The organism is Leptolyngbya sp. FACHB-261 (genome assembly GCF_014696065.1).
Taxonomy (GTDB): domain Bacteria; phylum Cyanobacteriota; class Cyanobacteriia; order FACHB-261; family FACHB-261; genus FACHB-261.
Window position 1 is genome coordinate 409,465 of record NZ_JACJPL010000031.1, and the last position, 18,050, is coordinate 427,514.

General features: G+C 46.6%; 22 protein-coding genes. 13 read left to right on the top strand and 9 right to left on the bottom strand.

The features are described from left to right. Nucleotides 1–180 precede the first annotated feature (180 nt). The 6 genes from H6F94_RS26960 (at nt 181) to H6F94_RS26985 (ending at nt 5,370) form a co-directional block, all read left to right on the top strand. Entirely contained in the window at nt 181–570 is a 390-nt protein-coding gene (locus H6F94_RS26960) for a hypothetical protein (protein WP_190805355.1), read from the top strand. A gap of 327 nt (nt 571–897) precedes the next feature. Then, nucleotides 898–1,452: a Uma2 family endonuclease gene (locus H6F94_RS26965; RefSeq protein ID WP_190805356.1), complete on the top strand. Its 555-nt coding sequence runs from the start codon at nt 898–900 to the stop codon at nt 1,450–1,452. A gap of 78 nt (nt 1,453–1,530) precedes the next feature. Further along, the gene (locus H6F94_RS26970) at nt 1,531–2,172 is read left to right on the top strand and encodes a Uma2 family endonuclease (protein WP_190805357.1); all 642 of its coding nucleotides are present in this window, start codon (nt 1,531–1,533) and stop codon (nt 2,170–2,172) included. Between the two features lie 205 nt (nt 2,173–2,377). Then, on the top strand, nt 2,378–3,595 hold the full coding sequence (locus tag H6F94_RS26975; RefSeq protein ID WP_190805358.1) for an MFS transporter: 1,218 nt from the start codon (nt 2,378–2,380) through the stop codon (nt 3,593–3,595). Between the two features lie 256 nt (nt 3,596–3,851). Beyond that, entirely contained in the window at nt 3,852–4,730 is an 879-nt protein-coding gene (locus tag H6F94_RS26980; protein ID WP_190805359.1) for a transporter substrate-binding domain-containing protein, read from the top strand. Then, complete coding sequence (locus H6F94_RS26985) at nt 4,717–5,370, top strand: amino acid ABC transporter permease (RefSeq protein ID WP_190805360.1); 654 nt, start codon at nt 4,717–4,719, stop codon at nt 5,368–5,370. Before H6F94_RS26980 ends, H6F94_RS26985 begins: the two co-directional genes overlap by 14 nt. Before the next feature lie 31 nt (nt 5,371–5,401). Here the strand turns inward: H6F94_RS26985 and H6F94_RS26990 are convergent, their stop codons facing one another. Continuing rightward, complete coding sequence (locus H6F94_RS26990; RefSeq protein ID WP_190805361.1) at nt 5,402–5,932, bottom strand: GNAT family N-acetyltransferase; 531 nt, start codon at nt 5,930–5,932, stop codon at nt 5,402–5,404. A 165-nt stretch (nt 5,933–6,097) separates the two neighbouring features. Between H6F94_RS26990 and H6F94_RS26995 the strand changes: the two genes are divergently transcribed. Then, a complete protein-coding gene (locus H6F94_RS26995; RefSeq protein WP_190805362.1) occupies nt 6,098–7,006 on the top strand; it encodes a LysR family transcriptional regulator in 909 nt (302 codons plus the stop codon). A gap of 24 nt (nt 7,007–7,030) precedes the next feature. On the opposite strand, the gene H6F94_RS27000 is transcribed toward H6F94_RS26995, so the two are convergent. Both H6F94_RS27000 and H6F94_RS27005 read right to left on the bottom strand, forming a co-directional pair. Beyond that, complete coding sequence (locus tag H6F94_RS27000; RefSeq protein ID WP_190805363.1) at nt 7,031–7,525, bottom strand: DUF3574 domain-containing protein; 495 nt, start codon at nt 7,523–7,525, stop codon at nt 7,031–7,033. Nucleotides 7,526–7,713: 188 nt separating this feature from the next. Further along, the gene (locus H6F94_RS27005) at nt 7,714–8,220 is read right to left on the bottom strand and encodes a DUF1622 domain-containing protein (protein ID WP_190805364.1); all 507 of its coding nucleotides are present in this window, start codon (nt 8,218–8,220) and stop codon (nt 7,714–7,716) included. Between the two features lie 358 nt (nt 8,221–8,578). Between H6F94_RS27005 and H6F94_RS27010 the strand changes: the two genes are divergently transcribed. Continuing rightward, nucleotides 8,579–9,244 carry an MOSC domain-containing protein gene (locus H6F94_RS27010; protein WP_242041434.1) on the top strand — a complete coding sequence of 222 codons (666 nt, stop codon included), beginning with the start codon at nt 8,579–8,581 and terminating at the stop codon, nt 9,242–9,244. 119 nt (nt 9,245–9,363) lie between these two features. Here the strand turns inward: H6F94_RS27010 and H6F94_RS27015 are convergent, their stop codons facing one another. The 4 genes from H6F94_RS27015 to H6F94_RS27030 all read right to left on the bottom strand — a co-directional run bounded on the left by H6F94_RS27015 (nt 9,364) and on the right by H6F94_RS27030 (nt 12,068). Further along, a complete protein-coding gene (locus H6F94_RS27015) occupies nt 9,364–9,927 on the bottom strand; it encodes a Uma2 family endonuclease (protein ID WP_190805365.1) in 564 nt (187 codons plus the stop codon). Between the two features lie 190 nt (nt 9,928–10,117). Continuing rightward, nucleotides 10,118–10,681 carry a Uma2 family endonuclease gene (locus H6F94_RS27020; protein ID WP_190805366.1) on the bottom strand — a complete coding sequence of 188 codons (564 nt, stop codon included), beginning with the start codon at nt 10,679–10,681 and terminating at the stop codon, nt 10,118–10,120. A 181-nt stretch (nt 10,682–10,862) separates the two neighbouring features. After that, nucleotides 10,863–11,417: a Uma2 family endonuclease gene (locus H6F94_RS27025; RefSeq protein WP_190805367.1), complete on the bottom strand. Its 555-nt coding sequence runs from the start codon at nt 11,415–11,417 to the stop codon at nt 10,863–10,865. Nucleotides 11,418–11,468: 51 nt separating this feature from the next. Beyond that, nucleotides 11,469–12,068, bottom strand: coding sequence for a Uma2 family endonuclease (locus H6F94_RS27030; protein WP_190805368.1), 600 nt, complete (start codon nt 12,066–12,068; stop codon nt 11,469–11,471). A gap of 339 nt (nt 12,069–12,407) precedes the next feature. Between H6F94_RS27030 and H6F94_RS27035 the strand changes: the two genes are divergently transcribed. Both H6F94_RS27035 and H6F94_RS27040 read left to right on the top strand, forming a co-directional pair. After that, on the top strand, nt 12,408–12,680 hold the full coding sequence (locus H6F94_RS27035) for a nucleotidyltransferase family protein (protein WP_313949402.1): 273 nt from the start codon (nt 12,408–12,410) through the stop codon (nt 12,678–12,680). A gap of 589 nt (nt 12,681–13,269) precedes the next feature. After that, nucleotides 13,270–14,055 carry a toll/interleukin-1 receptor domain-containing protein gene (locus H6F94_RS27040; protein ID WP_190805369.1) on the top strand — a complete coding sequence of 262 codons (786 nt, stop codon included), beginning with the start codon at nt 13,270–13,272 and terminating at the stop codon, nt 14,053–14,055. Between the two features lie 509 nt (nt 14,056–14,564). Here the strand turns inward: H6F94_RS27040 and H6F94_RS27045 are convergent. Continuing rightward, complete coding sequence (locus H6F94_RS27045) at nt 14,565–15,464, bottom strand: toll/interleukin-1 receptor domain-containing protein (RefSeq protein WP_190805370.1); 900 nt, start codon at nt 15,462–15,464, stop codon at nt 14,565–14,567. Nucleotides 15,465–15,595: 131 nt separating this feature from the next. Between H6F94_RS27045 and H6F94_RS27050 the strand changes: the two genes are divergently transcribed. Beyond that, nucleotides 15,596–15,841 (top strand): hypothetical protein, encoded by a 246-nt coding sequence (locus H6F94_RS27050; RefSeq protein WP_190805371.1) that lies wholly within the window; start codon nt 15,596–15,598, stop codon nt 15,839–15,841. Nucleotides 15,842–15,962: 121 nt separating this feature from the next. Here H6F94_RS27050 and H6F94_RS32660 read toward each other — a convergent pair whose 3' ends face one another. Then, the gene (locus tag H6F94_RS32660; protein ID WP_242041436.1) at nt 15,963–16,115 is read right to left on the bottom strand and encodes a UPF0175 family protein; all 153 of its coding nucleotides are present in this window, start codon (nt 16,113–16,115) and stop codon (nt 15,963–15,965) included. A gap of 866 nt (nt 16,116–16,981) precedes the next feature. Between H6F94_RS32660 and H6F94_RS27060 the strand changes: the two genes are divergently transcribed. Then, on the top strand, nt 16,982–17,452 hold the full coding sequence (locus tag H6F94_RS27060; RefSeq protein WP_190805372.1) for a hypothetical protein: 471 nt from the start codon (nt 16,982–16,984) through the stop codon (nt 17,450–17,452). Nucleotides 17,453–17,789: 337 nt separating this feature from the next. Then, on the top strand, nt 17,790–18,011 hold the full coding sequence (locus tag H6F94_RS27065) for a hypothetical protein (RefSeq protein ID WP_190805373.1): 222 nt from the start codon (nt 17,790–17,792) through the stop codon (nt 18,009–18,011). The last annotated feature ends 39 nt before the right edge of the window (nt 18,012–18,050 follow it).

The window sequence follows — 18,050 nt, forward strand, 5'->3', positions numbered from 1 at the left end:
TTCTCTGTGCAGCTTCCAGAGTTCTGCTTTGCAAATAAACTCTGGCCCGAATCCCGGCAAATCTACTGAGAATCTTGGCAGCTACGGCAAAAGTCGTTCAATTTTTCCTCAATTTCCCCAGTACTCGCTAGCCCGCAGCTTGTCCACTCTAAGCCTGTCCCTAAACTAAGGAGCCTTCCAATGGCCCGCCCCAAATTAAGCTCTAGAGTCCTGGAAAATGCAGAGCGTCGCATCGCCGCTCTAGAGTGCATCAACCCCAACCTCGACTTAGGCAACTCCCTCACCCTGACAGCCTTCAACACCTCCCTAGAGCAAGCCCGCACCCGCTTAAAGACCTACAACACCCTGCTCTCCGCCGTTGATGACGCCTACCGAGCCTTCCAAGAAGCCGAAGAATCTCTAGGCGATCTGGCAGAACACATGCTGCTCGGCGTCGCCGTCAAATACGGCAAAAACAGCGCCGAATACGGCATGGCTGGCGGTGTCCGCAAGAGCGAACGCAAACGCCCCACCCGCAAACCCAAAACCGAAACCACCAAAGCCGCAACCCCGGTTCAAGTTAAGTCTTGAGCCAGCGCAAAGTCAAACCAAAACAAACTCAAAACCAAAACAGAACCGCTGTCCCAAACCCCACAGCCTACGGCTCCTCCCCTTGGCAAGGGGAGGTTGGGAGGGGTCAACCAGAACCGCTCTCCTAGCTTGTTTGTGCAACAGGGGGAGCGGTTCTTTGGTTTGGGTTCTTTGGTTTGAGTTGTTTGGTTTGAGTTGTTTGGTTTAGAGAGCCTTTGGTTTGGTAGGCAAGGCTGAACGCGGAGGCCATTAGCAACAAACTAGAGAACAATTGATCTCAAGCCTGAACTAGAGACTGAAATAGAGGCAACGGAGGCAGTAACCCCTATGCAGTTACTCAGACGCAAATTCACAGTCGAGCAATACCACCACATGGCCGAGGCTGGCATCCTCACCGAAAACGACCACGTGGAGCTGATTAAAGGCGAGATTCTGGAAATGTCCCCCATCGGTAGAAAGCATGCAGCTTGCGTTGCGCGTCTAACAGATCTTTTCACCAGACGCTTACCAGGAGTTGCCTTGGTCTGGCCCCAAAACCCTATTCAATTAAACGACAGCTCTGAGCCTCAGCCCGACGTCTCACTGCTCCAGCCCCGTCCAGACTTCTACGAAGCTGGGCATCCTCAAGCCTCAGATGTTTTCTTGCTAATCGAAGTCGCAGACAGCACCGTGGAACTTGACCGAGCCGTGAAGCTGCCTCTCTACGCAGAAAGCGGCATTCCCGAAACCTGGCTCGTCAACATTCCTGAGCAATGCATCGAAGTCCATCGCGAACCTACCGCAACAGGTTATCAAAACATCCAAACCTTGCAACGAGGCCAAACTCTATCGATTCAAGCTTTCCCTGATGTTGAAATTCTGGTAGACGAAGTGCTCGGGTAATAGGTAAAAAAAGCTACCAGCACAGCAGAGCGCAGAGAGCTATTGTTTATGGGGAAGGGCGTTTATGGAGAAGGGATCATGAGTTCAATGCAAACCCAACTTCTCACTGACACCTGGATAGCCGCCAACTGGGACGAATATCTCCAAACTATTGAAGCTCCTGCCTATGAAAAAGCCAAAGCCTACTATCACGATGGCAGGATGAGGCTAGAAATGGCACCCGTTGGCTCTGATCATGCCTGCGACCACACGGTCATTATGGTTGCGATTAGTCTATTTGCGGCTCTTAAAGCAATTCCCCTGACAGGAAGAGACAACTGCACCTACCGCAAAATAGGTTTTGATGACGCTCAGCCTGATGCCTCTTATTACATTGGGGACAATGCAGATATTGTTCCCTGGGGGACTACAATTATTGACCTAGACAGCTATCCAGCACCTGCTTTAGTTATCGAAGTTGCTAATACATCCCTTGAAGATGACAAAGGGGAAAAGCGGCTTCTCTATGAAGATTTGCAGGTTAGAGAATACTGGATTGTTGACGTCAAAAATGTTCAAATCCTTGCTTTTACCATCGAGAATAATGGAAGCCGTCGAATTAATCAGTCTATGGTCTTGCCAGGGCTATCCATTCCCTTGCTGAGAGAAGCCCTACAGCGCACTCGCCAGATGAATCAAAGCCAAGTTGTTGCCTGGTTATTGTCCCAATTCCAGCAATAGCTAAAGCAGCAGCTTGCACCAGGCCGCGGGGAGCAACCACAACCCCGTAGGCTTCTTTTTGCTAGAAACACTTCGAGAAGAACTAGAAACAAAGCTTGTTTTTCAGAGATGGCTTCAGGAGCAGCAGGCTGTTGGGTGTTACCATCAAAGACTGGTGCTGAGCGCAACACTTGCAAACACAACATTTCCCTTATTTCTCCTTTGCATGAGTCGAACTTTTTGGATCACCGCCTTAATTTCCTTCGCCAATTCAATCAGTTTTACAATCCTGATTCCAATCATTTATCTCTACGGTCGGCAGTTTGGCCTGAACGATTTTCAAACAAGCTTGCTGTTTTCTGTTTATGCTGTTTCTCAGTTCTTTTCAACTCCAGTTATCGGCAAACTGTCCGACCGATTTGGACGCAAACCGCTCTTAATCATCAGCTTGGCGGGAACTGTAATCGCCAACTTTGTAGCAGGGACAGCGGATACAGCTATTATCCTGTTCCTGGCTCGCTTTCTAGATGGCATCACAGGCGGCAACATCTCCGTCGCTCAGGCTGTAGTTTCTGACGTTGTAGCCCCTCAAGACCGGGCTAAGGCATTTGGTATCTTTAGCGCTTTAACCTTTGGCCTGGGATTTATCGTAGGCCCAATCATCAGCTTCGTAGCTCAGAAAAACTCCTTAGGAACTGGTTTTTTAGCGTCGAGCGCAATTGCACTGGTTGCGCTTCTGATCACCATTTTCTTCCTGCCGGAGACGCTAAAAGTCCGGAGCGAAAGAGCGCAAAATATTTTTGATATAGGCTTGGGGAATCTAATCACAGGTCTAGCAATTCCTAAGATTGGCATCTTGTTGGTGATCAATTTCCTGCTCGGCACGACATTCACGATCTTTACCTTTGCCTTTCAGCCTTACTTTCTTAGCGTCCTGGGCCAGGACAACCAATCGCTCACACTGTTGTTTGTCGTGTTTGGCGTCCTGGCCATGATCATGCAAACTCAAGGTATTTCATTGCTGACTCGTCGCTTCAGCCTGGTGCGTATTTTGTTCCTGGCTTTGTTCATGCGCAGCTTGTCATTTATCTTGATGCCAGTCATTCCTAATATTGCCTATTTTGTAGCAGTGAGCATCATGTTCTCGGTGTTCAATGCGCTGGTGCAGCCAATGATCACAACCTTGATTTCACTCAATGCCAAACCAGAGACTCAAGGGACCGCCTTAGGTTTAAATGCATCCTATCTGAACGTCTCTAACGCTTTCGGTCCCGTCATTGCTGGGGCTTTGGTGAATCAAGCTAATCCCAGTACCTATGCTTATCCCCTTTATGTAGCGGGGGCGCTCACCTTTGCAGTGCTCTTGTTCGCGTTTGCCAGCCGCAAGCAATATATTCCCAATCAGTTGCCTGCTCCTGGCTCGTCCAATTCCACTGATGCTTAAAGGCCGTTTCGTTATTTACTAGACAACTTGTAATGAATCAAGCGACATGTAAGCAAGGCGACTAAAAAGCAGTAGCAGGCGATACTTGTTACTGCCTAAGTTCGCAACTAGGATGTACCTTAAGGCTGAAATCAAAGAGAAATGTACCTGAAGGATGATCCGTGAACAATAAGAACGTCCTAGTCTGATCACCAATTCAATCTGCTCTAAATTTTTCCGTTGAGCGACTTAAAAGGTGCAGAGAAAGCAAAGTCAAATGCCTAACCCTAACTTAGGATTGCCGAGGCAGATTGCTCGGTCGAGGTTTCTGCGTCTGTTTGCTTACAGTTGTGGCAGTGCTGTAGTCCTTGCAGCTTGCAGTTCCGGTACAGCCGGTTCTAGCGCAGGCGACAGCGCTACAGGTAACAGCACAACACCGGCAGTCAATAGTTCAACTTCAGCACCTGCAGCATCAGGACCAGCGCTGACAGTTGGGACAGAAGCAACTTATCCCCCTTTTAGTTTCCGAGATTTGCAGTCTGGAGAAATCGTTGGCTATGACGTGGACGTGGCCAGGGAAGTCGCCAAGCGGCTGGGCCGAGAGATTGAGTTTGTGCCCACTCCCTGGAAAAGTATGTTGGCATCGCTGGATGCTAAGCGCTTCGATTTTGTCGCCAATCAAGTTTCAGTAAGCCCAGAGCGTGCGCAGCAGTATGCGTTTTCTGAGCCTTACACCGTCTCTGGTATCGTTGTCCTAGTCAACAATGACAACCCCAAGAACATTCAAGGCGTTGCTGACATCAAGGGTAAAACCGTCGGCACCACCCAGGGCAGCAATTACGCAGAAGCGGCAGAAAAAGCAGGCGCTAACTTAAAGTACTACCAGGGCATCGCTCAGGTACTCACTGACCTTCAGCAGAATCGAATTGATGCCGCTCTCAATGATCGTTTTTATGCCCTGACCGAGCTGAAGAAAACCAATTACAAAGTCAAAGCAGTTGGCGAACCCTTTGACGAGACTCAATCCGCTTTTGCCTTTCAGAAAGATAATGTGCAATTGCGCGATGACGTCAACAGAGTGTTGAGTGAAATCAAACAAGACGGTACACTCACAAAAATCTCAGAGAAATGGTTCGGCGAAGATGTCAGTAGTTGATCTCCTGATTAGCTCGTTTCCTCTGCTACTAAAAGGGGCACTCACAACGGTTTGGATTAGCATCTTGGGCATTGTTTTTGCCCTGATCGTGGGTCTCATTGTCGCGATGCTGACGCTACCTGGCATCAAGGTGCTTGACTGGCTCACCAATCTTTACGTCTCATTCTTTCGAGGCACTCCTTTACTGGTGCAACTGTTTATTATCTATTTTGGCTTCGCCAGTATTGTTCGCTTTACGCCGTTTCAATCGATCGTCATTGGCTTGACCTTGCACTTCGGTGCTTATATCTCAGAATCCTTTCGAGGAGCCATTGCGTCGATTTCTAAGGAACAATGGGAAGCCGCGTTTTCCTTGGGTTTCAATAAGTTCGCCACTTTTAGATACATCATTTTTCCTCAAGCTTGGCGTCGAGCTGTGCCGAGTGTGTGGAACTCACTGATCGATGTTGTGAAAGCTTCCTCACTGGCCTCGGTTGTCACCGTTGAAGAGCTGACTAGTATTGCCGACCAAATCAGTTCGGCCTCGGCAGTTGTCTTGCCCATTCTTCTAGAAGCAGCAGCGATCTATTGGCTGCTAACAACGTTGCTGAGCGTTCTACAGCAATTCTTTGAGCGTCGCTACAAGTATGTAAATTCGTGATCTAGATTGTTAGCTTGCAGAACGGGCTCTGTTAAATTTTTCTGTTAACGGCCAAGGTAGAAGCAAAGCTAGAGGCAAAGGCCGCATTCCTGGCAATCATTTCCTTATCTAGGCGGCACAGCCTCACCTGTTCAAGAACTTTGGCCCCGATATTTTTGTAGAACCGAATACCGCGAGGGTTGTTTGTCGCCACCGTCCAGTCAACCCTACCGCAGCCACACTCCTGAGCAATTTGGCACAAACGAGATATCAGCGCTCGGCCAATGTGTTGGCTCCGGTACTCAGCCTTCACGTATAGGTCATCGAGCCAGATGCCGGGTTTTGCTAAGAAGGTTGAATAGATCGGGTGGTAAGTTGCAAAACCGATGGCCTCTTGCTCAAGCTCAGCTAGAAGAACTGAGGCAAGGACTTTCTCGCCAAATAAGTCGTTTCTCAATTGGTCAGCTGTGGCTGCTACAGCTTCAGGACAGCCATCAAACTCAGCTTTTAAGTGAATTAATTCGATAATCGCATCCATATCTCCAGGCACTGCTGCGCGGATGGTCAGTTCTGGTTTGCTCATGGCATTGACCTTATTTAGGCTGAATCTAGTTTGGCTCGTAGATTCAACCTAATATCTGCTGAATCAACCGTCAAAGTATGACTTAGATAGATTCTATCGACGGCATCGATGGATATGTTTCAATAGATTCTGTATTTACTTGAGATGTAGCTCTTTCTCTCACTGATGGCTGAGGATTCCGACCGGTTGAAGCTCTCTCAGCTACGCGCTTTGGTTGCAGTAGCGGAACATCGCAATTTCAGCTTGGCAGCCTTAGAGCTAGGGTTATCTCAATCAACGATTAGCCATGCCATTGCCTCTCTAGAAGAGGAATTGGGCGTTGTGCTACTAGTTAGAGGCAGGCGTGGTGCAGCCTTGACCCATACGGGTGAGCAGGTTATTCAAGAGGCTCGGCAAGTTTTAAACCTGCTTAAAGTCATTCGCAAAAAAGCAAATCACGATAAACGCTTTGAGAGCGGTCAAGTTCGCGTCGCTTCCACCCGCAGTATTGCAACTCATATCCTGCCAAGTGTGATTGCTCAATTTCGCTCTAAGTTTCCAACCATGAGCGTTGTGATTATTGAGTGCGATCGCTATGCGGAGATCGAGCAAGCCTTACGCCAAGGTCAGGCAGAAGTGGGCTTCACAACTTTGCCAACCACTCCTGAGTTCGAGGGCTGGGAGTTGCTTCGAGATGAATTTGTAGCATTGCTACCGCCTGCACCCAGACAAGAAGCTCCCCTGACTTGGGAACAGTTGGCTGAGTATCCCATGATTGTGAATCTTCGCAGCCCACTCCACAATCAAACGGTCAACGACCATCTGTCGCAATTTGGTCAAACCCTCAGGGTTGATTACGAAGTTAGGGAAGATTCAACCATCCTTAGCATGGTCAAGCAGGGATTGGGGGCGACCGTCATAGCTCAGTTAGCAGCTGAGCCCATTCCAGCAGAGATACAAGTTAAGAGTTTGCCGGTACCACTAGAGCGAGTGATTGGGATTGTGACCTTGGCCGATGCCTTATTGCCCAGGGCCGTTTTCGGTTTTTTGGATACGGTGAAGCACGGGTGGCAACCTCCTTTGTTCAAGCATTAATTGTTCACTCCTGACCCTTTATTTCTAGAAAGCAGCTTTGACCAAGCTGGTTGTTCGCAGGACTGATTCCTGTTTAAAGGAGCGCTTGTAAGTATCGATAATCGCTTTTACATCTGTTTCTTTTTGGGGGCTGTTCTGGTAGATCAGAACTACAACATGGGTATTTTCTCTCACCAATCTTCCAGAACTATCTTGATATTGTCCATAAGCACTCAATACGGTGAAGCCATCTTTGAAGCGGGGCGTAATTTCACGATTGACAAAGGTTTGCCATTCAGTGACAGACACAGTTTTGCCATCCGGTTTTGAAAGCCCAAAGTAAAGCTCTACTTCTGTTAGGACCTCTCCTGGAGCTTGGTCGTACAGCTCACTTGGGGTCTCGGTAGCGGGGGCTTGAAGAACTTGCGCAGAGGCAGGAAGCAGTTGAGACTTGCCCTCTAGATTCAAGTGAGCAGAGCCTATGGCTAGTAAGCTAGCTATACCAAGGCAACTGAACAAGCTCTTTTGCAGAAGTGTCATGGGAGTGGCAGGTGGCAAATTTCCCAGACACTATATCACTTGGGTTTAAAACCCCTTTCTATATCGGGTTTTAGAAATGAAAATTCAAAACAAGAAGCTGGTTTTCTATGACTTAAACTTCAAAATTTATAAGTTCAAAATCTATGTGAGCTACTTGTGACGAGCTAGCATCCAGAGGGCAAAGCGCTCTACTCCGCCTCCCTCACGGTCATGTTCTGCTCTAGTGAGCGCCGTTGCTCGCCTTGTTGGATCTCGCGCTCCAGGAAGTAGTTGAGCAGGGTTCGTAGCAGGACAATTGCTCCCAGGTCCAAGATGTCCTGGCGCGTCGGCGCAACGGCTGTTAGCAAAATATCACTGGCAACGGTAAATTCTAAGCCCAAGGCCAGCACCCGTCCTAACTTCAAGCGAATCCTCTCAGTAGCATCAAAGTGCTGTCGGGAGTGCGAGAGGAGTTGACGCAGATAGTCTGCAATCCCTCGCACGACTGCTCCTCCAATGACTATCGCCGCAGCAATCTCTGCCCCAGCGGCTAAGTAGCCGACAATCAGCTTGAGCCAGGCTTCTAGGGGGTTACTTACCACTGCTTCTCCAGATGCCTGTTCAACATCAAGGCTCAACAGCAGCACCAGCCCCAGGATGAGGGCTAGTGGCAGCAGCAAGTTGACGAGAGATTCCTGAAATGAGTCTTGTTTCATGCATTTCTAGTCCGGGTTTCACTGGAGGGTCTGTACCCAGGTAAGCTCCGCAGATTCTAATCCCTAAAGTGTTCTAAACAACCCAAAGCTGATTTTATAGAAATTGAGAACTCTGATGTGGTTGCTAGCCATATTGCCCGTTTCTTGACTGCTTATATTAGCAAGCAGCTTCAGTTATCTCATTGATCATCCCATCAACCATCTCATTGATCAGTAGCTGCTTAACTGAAGCTAAAGCCGTGGTTGTTGAGATTCTCATGCACAGCACAGGGCCTCTTAGCTTCAGGGGCTATGATGGTTTGCGAGCTGACAGTGCTTCGTCTTAGCTACACACTGGTTCAGGATAAGGAGAGTGGTGATGATGCAAGTGATCTCCGTTCATGTCGGACTTCCCCGAGAGGTGTCTTGGAAGGGCAAAATCGTCACAACTGGCATCTTTAAAGAACCCATCGCAGGTCGCGTGACGGTGCGAACGCTCAATCTGGATGGAGACGGGCAGGCAGATTTAACGGTGCATGGAGGCCCAGAGAAGGCGGTCTATGCTTACCCATCTGAACACTATGAATATTGGCGCGATGAGCTGCCAGAGGCAGAGCTACCTTGGGGCGCGTTTGGGGAGAATTTCACGACGGTTGGTTTGATGGAAGATGCACTGAACATTGGAGATCGATTCCGCATTGGTACGGTTGAACTGAGAGTGACGCAACCGCGGATGCCTTGTTACAAGCTCGGCATTAAGTTCGGACGAGCTGATATGGTGCAGCGGTTTTTAGCAAGTCGCCTGACCGGTTTTTATTTTTCAGTGCTCCAGGAAGGTGAGGTTGGGGCAGGCGATACCCTGGAACTCATTGAGCGCGATGACAACCAGATCAAGGTTTCAGATATTACCCGTCTGTATGCGCGTGAGACGGACGATTTGGAATTGATGCAACGGGCTACACAACTTCAGGCGTTGCCAGTGAGCTGGCGGAACTACTTCAAGCAGCAGATGGAGCAGCAGCAGCGAAGGGGAAAAAGGCTCTAAGCTCATTTATAGGACGGTGTACTAATTACCGAACTAACTAAGGATAGATTGAACTTTTCGCCTAAGCCAGCGTAAGTATGCGCTGGGTTTAGTCAGGTAGGACTCACACTGCTGGCTTACTATTGCCCCATCTTCAGCCAGCTAAATACCTGCTTCACTGTCAGCGTTAGCTCAACTCTATCGAGAACCGTCAAAGTCTCACTTCCTTGACATAATTCTGGTTGTTGGTTGGGTAAGAAGGACAAGATAGAACGGTCATTCGGATCAATGAGCCATCCCAACTGACAACCATGTTTCAGGCAATGCAGGATGTTACCAGTGACTTGATTGGAACTTTGTTCGGGTGAGAGAATCTCAATGGTCCAGTCTGGAGCCATTAGAACATCATCCACAGGTTCTCCAGTTGCATCAAACTCTATGCGCTCCCAACGGAGAACTGCAATATCAGGAACAATCGACCGACCACCGAAGGTGCAGCGCAGTTCTGGAAAGGCATAAGCAATGCACTGTTTCTCAACGACTTCATTGATGATTTCGACCCACTTCCCCTGAAGTCGGGAGTGCCGGGCTTTTGGTATTGGCTTCTGAATGATCTTGCCGTTCACGTATTCACTGGCAGGCTTAGTTTCTGGTAACTCCAGAAAGTCTTGCAAGGTGGGGACTTTAGAAGGGGTCTGTACCATTAGACTGTCTCCAACGCTGCCAGATTCAAGTCTGCGCTCAATCTTACCTGGGCTTTTGAGTGGAGGATATTGAAGTAACTACTGTGCCCTTCAGGTTCTATGAGCTGTTTAGATCGCACTGACTGAATGGCACAAATGACCTGATCGGCAGTTGCAATTGTTAAATCGTATTGTAGGGCTTGGCAGATTATCACTCCAAGAGCCAACCGAATAATGTTCCTACTGTGAGCTGTAACTCACTGGCGAAGGATGGTACGGGAAGGGCCTGTTCGGGTTTGTCAAATAACTCGGGTGGTTTGTCTGGGAAGTAGACCAATACAGCTTGCTCTGCGGGATCGATTAACCAGCCCAGTTGAGTCTCGTGTTTCAAGCTGTGCAAGAGTTTGGCTGTGACTTTGGTTTGGCTTTGGTCGGGTGACAGGATTTCAATCATCCAGTCTGGTGCTAGTGCGAATAGGTTGGCGATGCCTCCGTTTTCGTTGCGAGGGATCCGGTTCCATAGGAAGACAGCGACATCAGGCACAATTGAGCGACCAGCAAAGGTACAGCGCAGTTCTGGAAAGGCTCGGGCGACTTTTGAAGGCTTGGTAATTGCGTTGATGGCAATAATTAGTTCGCCTTGAATTGTGCTGTGCTGTCCTTGCGGCATCGGCTTTTGAATGATCTCGCCGTTAATATACTCGCTGGCAGGCTTAGTTTCTGGTAGCTCCAGAAACTCTTGCAGAGTCAAGGCTTTGGAAGGGCTCTGTACCATTAGACTGTCTCCACGCTGCCAGATTCAGGTCTGTTCTCAATCTTACCTAAGCTTTTGAGTGGAGGATATTGGAGTAACTAGCGTACCGTTTAGGTTATGTGATTTGTTTAGAGCACACTGACTGAATAAGCGCGAATTCTAGTGCCCGATCATTGATTTAGCTGACCCTGTTGTCGGTTTTCTATCGGTATGGGTTCATCAGTCGTTGCACCTGAATTTGCACATCCTGAAAGGCGAGAGGAGACACGACCCCAGTTTTGAAGGTTTGTTCGGCGGTGTAGTAGCTGTTGTCTAAGTCTCGGAAGACGTTGAGTTCTCCATCCTTAAGATTTACCACCCAATATTCAGCAATACCGGCTTCGGCGTAGACTGCTTTTTTCTCGTTCAGGTCTTTACTGAGGGTGGTGTTTGAGAACTCAATGAGCCAAAAAATGTCGTCGGGATAGGGATGGTGTTCTAGATAGACTGCTCCCAGTGGTTTAACAATTGCCAAATCTGGGGCGGGTTCGGAGTCATTGGGCAGGGTGATGGGGTGCGCCTCGCGGATTTTGACTCGATTGCCCAGCAGCGCCCGCAAATAATCCCCAACTTCACTGTTGTAGTAGGCGTGGGGTTCTCCTTCTGGTGGCATAACGATAATATCTCCGCGCAATAGCTCGACGGGCTGATCGTCAAACAGCCCAGCATCGATTGCCCGGTGGTAGCGTTCAATTGTCCATTTGTAGGTGGTGGGCATGGCAATCAAACCTTAGGACAAACGGCTGCCACAGTGGAGAGTGATGATTGGCTAATTGGGCTTGAGGGCGTTGCGAAATGTGGTTGCTGCCTCTAGCCGAGACGTTTGGGCAATCAACACGCAACGGGTGAGCAAATCTATATCGAGAGTTGCGAGTTCTGGAATCTCGCTACGGGAAATCTTTTCGTAATAAGTATCCCGCAAGCGATAGAGGCTGAATAGGCCATCCTGCCAAAACCACACTTCGGGTACTCCAAGCGCCTGATATCGCTGAAGCTTGTTGGGACCACCACTGGTAAACACTACTTCGATTGCGAGATCAGGAGTTGGCTTAGATGCGCCAAAACAGTAGGATTCATCTGCCTGAGCTGAGACTTCCCCTTCTCGCTCTTGGGTCATGGAACCTGTGGGTTCAAATTCAATACTATTTTCCAGACAGAATAACCCAATCAGAAAGCCGATGAGCCGACTAAAAACTTCGTGTTCCCGTCCAGGCATAAGAATTTCGATCGCGCCATTGTGGTAGAACAGCCTGACACCAGGAGACTCAGCAAAACCTGCTTGAATCAGCTTGAAGTGTTGCCAGGTAATGCCTCTATGAATGAGACGCTGATCGGTAGAGGGCTGATTGAGAAGGGGGGTTTGCGTCATCGCTGTACCTCATAATCGCGCTGAGTCGCACTTTTAATTTTAACCAGGGACAGCGCCTCAGCTTACGGTGCAAAGTTGGGAGCGCACTCAGCCAGGTTGCTTTTTTAGCGGGAGCCTCTACTAACACTCGTTCAATAAGGTTGAGCTGGCTTGCAGCAGGTGGCCATCTCCATTAGCAAAAGCTTTAATCCGTTGGTTAGATAAGCTATGTTCAAAGCAAATTACTTGCAAAACCTTACAAGCACTGACTGTTGATGGTTTTGGGTGAGGCAAAGGTGAGCGATGATGGCTGAGCTACAGGCTTTAATTGACGAACGGTTGAAGGTGGCTGTCACCTAGATTGCTGAGTTTTGCCAACGCTGGAGAATTACAGAGTTTGCACTATTCGGTTCTGTTTTGCGTGACGATTTTCGCTCTGATAGTGATGTCGATGTTTTAGTGACCTTTTCTGCCAATCAGGGTTGGAGTCTGCTTGATTGGGTAGACATGAAGGAAGAGCTTAAAGCCATGTTTGGGCGAGAGGTGGACTTGGCTGATAAGCAAGGGTTGAAAAACCCTTATCGGCGGCATGAGATTTTGAAGACACATCAGGTGATTTGTGCAAGCGAATAAACATTACTCTTGCGAAGATCACCTGGCAAACGTTGATCTCCGCTGATAAACCAAAAAAAATATGCGTATCAAGCAGTAATCTTATTCACCCTCAAATAAGCTTAAAATGCCATCTGGTAAAGGGGCATCAAAATCATCGGGCACAGTAAACTCACCAGTGCATAAGCCGAAAGGGCGTGGCTGGTTACGAGGATGCGAAATTGGTCTAATTGGAATGTGGAGCTGCTAGATTAAATACTTATCTGGAGCGACACGTGGAAGACGAGATTTCACTAATCGATTTGACAAGAGTGGAGAATAAAAACAGCCTCAGGCATTGTTTTTTATTTGTTAGGTTAGAATACTACATTCTGTCCCCTTTTTTCTGTATTGAACCACCTTTCAATACTTCTAGCATTCGAAGCCTATTGGAGTTGTACCCCTGACTAGCCTGCTCCTCCACCCAGAGCAACGATCCCACTCCTCCAAAATTGCTGAAATCCTTGCACACCGGGGGTGTCCACCCTATCTATTCTAGAAACAATTCTTAAAACGAGGGGAGAATATCCAAGAGCAGTTCTATTATTTGGTGGGGAGTGTGTGAAAAAAGATGGCAATGCGTAAGTATCAAGTTGCATTTTCCTTTGCCAGCGAAAATCGACCATATGTTAAAAAAGTTGCTGATCATTTGCAGAACTCAGGTGTCGATGTCTTCTATGACAGCTTTGAACAGGTTGATCTTTGGGGTAAAGACCTGTATTCACATCTTGATAATATATATCGAAATAGAGCACATTACTGTGTAATATTTATCTCGGAAGCTTACGGAAGAAAGACGTGGACAAATCATGAACGGAAAAGCGCACAAGCTCGTGCTTTTGAGGAAAACCAAGAGTACATACTTCCTGTGCGGTTTGATGATACCGAAATTCCTGGTATTCACCCAACAATCGGTTATGTTGATCTGCGTTCTACTCAACCTCAGCAATTGGCTGAGATGATTATACAAAAGCTTCATCGCTCAAGCTTTTTAAAAGACGAGCAAACTCAAGCTATACTTTCGTCCTCTAAAGCTCAAGGGAAAACAAAGTCTGCTTATTCTTCTAGAACTCAAACAAAAACAGTAAAGTTCAATCAAGAAGGAATAGGTAAGCTACCCAATGATTGCCCAGTTGTATACAGAATTCTGACCGAGACTGGTAGCAACAACTTTACTGGAGCAGCTAAGAAAGGAGAAGTCCAGGAAAGAATTAGAGAGCATTTATTAAGCGGAAGAAAACACGTACCTGGCTCAAAAGTTAAAATCGAAAGAATGTCTAGTATCGAAAGCGCAAGGGCAAAAGCAGAAAGAATCATTGCAAGAACCAAGCCCAAGTATAATGGTCGAAGAAAGTAAGAATTAACGTAATCTACTTTAATTTAGCTTTATAGCTTAAGGCATCCTACTTTTTCTTCTTTTGTTAACTGTTTCAATTAAGATTTTGAGAAACTTAATTTTTAACCCAAAGTAGTAGCTCAGGGTATTAATATACAGAATGCATATTTAAAGGTTCCTCTACTGAATATTTTTTAGGATAGAAAAAATCTTCTCTTCAACTTCCAGTAAGGGAGCAAACAAGTTTTGTTCAAGGAACCGGAGCTACTACAGCGCATCACGAGTTTATAGGATTGTAGCAATGATCATAATAAGCCTCCAAGTAGGCTGTTGTTTCATTCTAATTGTGCAACTCGCTCCATCAAAGCAATAAACTGCTTCACAGTATTTCCATGCCTACCATGTAGCCAAGATTGAGTCCGAGGGAAACAACCTGGAGGAGCTTTCAACGATAAATTAAGCTTTACATATCACAACAATTTCTCATCGTCGCTACGCCAACCCACCAAGTATTCACATTGATCTCATGCTTACGATTCAGTCAATGTGTCAAATTCCACGCATTTCGGGCTCTTGTCAGATATATTTGAAAAATTATCTGAGCCAGCAGTCAGAATCCAGTAATAAAACGTGAGTTCATCTGCCACATCACTGCGAGTGTTGTCCTTTATATCAAGAATTTTTAATGCCGCATAAAGACCATGATTGTTCTGCACTATCAAATATTGACCGATTTCAGGTGATCTTACACGTGAAGTAAAATCAAGGGTTGATGCTTGTGTAATTTCGTTCAATTTTACTGTCATTGGAACCAGAGCAACTCCTCTAATACTTGCAGTGTCCGTATAGCAATGGATGCGGACATTGCTTGCCTTACTCCAGATGGTTTCAAATAAATGATGACCATCACCTATCCGAAATCTTCCGTTATAGCTAGAATAGTCAAATTTTGCTTCTCCAGAAAGTAAAGGAGATTTAGGTGATGGAACAGAATGCGCTTTTACCTCAAATAAGTTTTGGCCTAACTTCTCACAAATTAAAACTGCAACTTCAAATGGAGAGTGCTTTCTTAGATCTATATATCCCGTAGTAGAAAGAACGCTATCTATTTCTGTATCATCAAATCGAGCAGGAAGTATGTACTCGTAACTCTCACCAATTGCTCTAGCTTGAGCTGCTCTTCGTTCATGATTAGTCCACATCTTATTTTTATAGTTAGCTGAGATAAAAATGACAGTGTACTTGGCTCTATTCTTATAGACGTCGATCAGATATTCATATAAGTTTTTTCCCCAAAGATTAGTTTTTTCATCATCGTCATAAAAAACTTTTATTCCTCGCGCTACCAACGCGCCAGCGATCATTTCTACATAGGAGCGGTCTTCTCCGGCAAAAGATAACGCTACATCGTACTTTTTATTTTGGTTCATGCGTAACGTTTGACAGCACTACACTCATAATCTAATTTTACCACACCATATAATAGCTCTGTTTAGGTAGGAACAGAGTAGAAGCAACAGTATGTCTAACCGACGAGGAACAAAAACTTTCATCAGCTTCAATGTTTAAATCGACTGTTTTAGCAAAAATGAGCTGGCAAACTAATTTGCAGACTCAAAACTCTACAGCAACAATTACACTATTTACAACTAAAAAATCAAATATCACCCAAGAGTCAAAAGAACAAGCCATGTTAGGCAAAAAGGATATACAGCAAAAAAATTGCGCGGAGATAGCCTTGGTGACATTAAATCCTCTTACGGGCATTACAGCAAATAGATCGTTTGTAGTTGCAGCACCAAATTGAACTCGCTTCAGATAGACATATCACTGGCAATAATCACAAGCGACCCGCACTTCGCAACGTTTGTAGATCTGCCTCAAACTCCTCCACATCGTAGTGAATCGGAGTTTGGCGCACCGCCAACTCATACTGAAACTTCTAGCGGCAATCCTACTAATTTGCTAGCTTTGCCGATGCTAATCTTCTTCTTTTGAAACAACAGAATGATTTCCAGCAAGAAGTCCTTTTCAGATAACCCACTTGCTTGCATGATTTCACTGGGAGTCACCAGACTCATAAACACTCTTATATCTCAGCCACTCAACCTTGACAACATTCTTTAGCAACCCTTCTGTCCCCTCTTCTAGCGCGAGAATGTCTGCCTAAACCTCTTCAAAATAGCTTTTCCCAGTGGTTAAGGATAGCATCCAACCAGGATTGCACTCGGAGCGAAGCTTGCTCAACCAAAAACAAAGTGGGTCGAACTGAGGTCAAATCCACTCAGGTATAGAACAAAGTGGGTTAGGCCACGATCAGATCTATTGTGCCCATAAAATCATCTACGTCAGACATAGCTCAATCTTACTCAGACATAGAACCAAGTGGGTCAGACATAGAATCATCTATGCCAACCATAACATCATCTATGTCAGACATAGTTCAATCTCACTCAGACATAGAACCAAGTGGGTCAGACATAGAATCATCTATGCCAACCATAACATCATCTATGTCAGACATAGTTCAATCTCACTCAGACATAGAACCAAGTGGGTCAGACATAGAATCATCTATGCCAACCATAACATCATCTATGTCAGACATAGTTCAATCTCACTCAGACATAGAACCAAGTGGGTCAGACATAGAATCATCTATGCCAACCATAACATCATCTATGTCAGACATAGTTCAATCTCACTCAGACATAGAACCAAGTGGGTCAGACATAGAATCATCTATGCGCGGCATAGATGATTCTATGTCGGGGATAGAATGATGACTCTCAGCGTTAAATTTGCGGGATATACTGAGACTTTGCAGAGATTTTTTCTAAATTTTGGGTGGGACTACAGATTTGTCTAGCCTTGTCCTTGAGCATTACTAGGATAGAGGAGTAATCAACAGCTTCGCTAATCCAAATCACTAAAGGCTTGCAAAAAAATGCCCAAAAACTTAGACAATGTTAGCTTCTCTGCTAGCGATCAAAAGGCTGTGCTCGAAGGAATTGATATTATTCTACAAAAGCTGTCCTTTCTGCTTAACCTGTCCAAAGAAGAACAGCGCAACCTGCCCAAAGTAGGCGACAAAAGCCGTATCTTTATACAACAAGCAATGGAAGTGGTCAATCAGAATGTTGAATTCCTACCCCGCTCCTTCGATGTTGAAAACATGCGTCGCGAAGTAAGCCTATACGAAGGCTTGTACCCAATCTTGCTTTCGATAGCTCGCCTGCACGAGCTGGTCGAAGACACCTACAAGGTCGCAGGCTGCGAAGCCTACAACAGCGCCAGAGTTGTCTACAGCTCAGCTAAAACCAACCTTGGCGCAGGCAATGCCGCAATTGTCAGTGAACTGAAGCGCCGCTACGCCCGCAAAACCCGCAAACCCCAATCAGACGAGTCTCAGGCTTAGACTCCGTGCGCTTATCAGGTTCCCCCACGCTCAAAACCCGAGCACAAGGGGAACCTAAACCAAGTTTTCATTTGCTTATAAATTGGACTTGCAAAATTTTTTACTTTGTCCTATCGTTTCGTTCAGTCCAATTCTCGAAGCGCCGCCTAGGGTTGATGTCACAACCCTAGACGACTGACCTCCAAGCTGGTATCACCCAGTCCAAAGGCTACGACGGAGTTTAGCACTCCGGCGTGGTTCCACCCCATTCCGAACGGGTCAGGTGGGGACCTAGAGACGGAGCGAAGGGGCAATCTTATGCAGATTGCCCCTCAAAAACCATTGAGGATTTTCGGCCATGACTCAATCGTCTGCACCCGCTTTTAGTGACAACGACTTGAACATTCTCAGAGTCTTAATGCAACGCTATAGCCTCTCTGTCCTCATCGCCGCTCTGAGTCGAATTTGTCTCTGTCAAGCAGAACAAGCCGTTGCCCAACACCACAACCGAGAAACCATCCGCGAATGGCGCGAAGACGCCAGCATCCTAAACAAAACCATCGTCCAGCTCAATCATTAACCTCCGCCGTTGTATATAAGGGCTTGGCACTGCCAAGCC

Bases quoted from the DNA above. Each gene is read 5' to 3' on its own strand.
- H6F94_RS26975 (WP_190805358.1), top strand. From the start codon at position 2,378: ATGAGTCGAACTTTTTGGATCACCGCCTTAATTTCCTTCGCCAATTCA.
- H6F94_RS27010 (WP_242041434.1), top strand. From the start codon at position 8,579: ATGATGCAAGTGATCTCCGTTCATGTCGGACTTCCCCGAGAGGTGTCT.
- H6F94_RS26980 (WP_190805359.1), top strand. From the start codon at position 3,852: ATGCCTAACCCTAACTTAGGATTGCCGAGGCAGATTGCTCGGTCGAGG.
- H6F94_RS27020 (WP_190805366.1), bottom strand. From the start codon at position 10,681: ATGGTACAGAGCCCTTCCAAAGCCTTGACTCTGCAAGAGTTTCTGGAG.
- H6F94_RS27050 (WP_190805371.1), top strand. From the start codon at position 15,596: ATGTTTAAATCGACTGTTTTAGCAAAAATGAGCTGGCAAACTAATTTG.
- H6F94_RS32660 (WP_242041436.1), bottom strand. From the start codon at position 16,115: ATGAGTCTGGTGACTCCCAGTGAAATCATGCAAGCAAGTGGGTTATCT.
- H6F94_RS27015 (WP_190805365.1), bottom strand. From the start codon at position 9,927: ATGGTACAGACCCCTTCTAAAGTCCCCACCTTGCAAGACTTTCTGGAG.
- H6F94_RS26960 (WP_190805355.1), top strand. From the start codon at position 181: ATGGCCCGCCCCAAATTAAGCTCTAGAGTCCTGGAAAATGCAGAGCGT.
- H6F94_RS27000 (WP_190805363.1), bottom strand. From the start codon at position 7,525: ATGACACTTCTGCAAAAGAGCTTGTTCAGTTGCCTTGGTATAGCTAGC.
- H6F94_RS27025 (WP_190805367.1), bottom strand. From the start codon at position 11,417: ATGCCCACCACCTACAAATGGACAATTGAACGCTACCACCGGGCAATC.
- H6F94_RS27040 (WP_190805369.1), top strand. From the start codon at position 13,270: ATGGCAATGCGTAAGTATCAAGTTGCATTTTCCTTTGCCAGCGAAAAT.
- H6F94_RS27060 (WP_190805372.1), top strand. From the start codon at position 16,982: ATGCCCAAAAACTTAGACAATGTTAGCTTCTCTGCTAGCGATCAAAAG.
- H6F94_RS27005 (WP_190805364.1), bottom strand. From the start codon at position 8,220: ATGAAACAAGACTCATTTCAGGAATCTCTCGTCAACTTGCTGCTGCCA.
- H6F94_RS27045 (WP_190805370.1), bottom strand. From the start codon at position 15,464: ATGAACCAAAATAAAAAGTACGATGTAGCGTTATCTTTTGCCGGAGAA.
- H6F94_RS26965 (WP_190805356.1), top strand. From the start codon at position 898: ATGCAGTTACTCAGACGCAAATTCACAGTCGAGCAATACCACCACATG.
- H6F94_RS27065 (WP_190805373.1), top strand. From the start codon at position 17,790: ATGACTCAATCGTCTGCACCCGCTTTTAGTGACAACGACTTGAACATT.
- H6F94_RS26990 (WP_190805361.1), bottom strand. From the start codon at position 5,932: ATGAGCAAACCAGAACTGACCATCCGCGCAGCAGTGCCTGGAGATATG.
- H6F94_RS26995 (WP_190805362.1), top strand. From the start codon at position 6,098: ATGGCTGAGGATTCCGACCGGTTGAAGCTCTCTCAGCTACGCGCTTTG.
- H6F94_RS27030 (WP_190805368.1), bottom strand. From the start codon at position 12,068: ATGACGCAAACCCCCCTTCTCAATCAGCCCTCTACCGATCAGCGTCTC.
- H6F94_RS26970 (WP_190805357.1), top strand. From the start codon at position 1,531: ATGAGTTCAATGCAAACCCAACTTCTCACTGACACCTGGATAGCCGCC.
- H6F94_RS26985 (WP_190805360.1), top strand. From the start codon at position 4,717: ATGTCAGTAGTTGATCTCCTGATTAGCTCGTTTCCTCTGCTACTAAAA.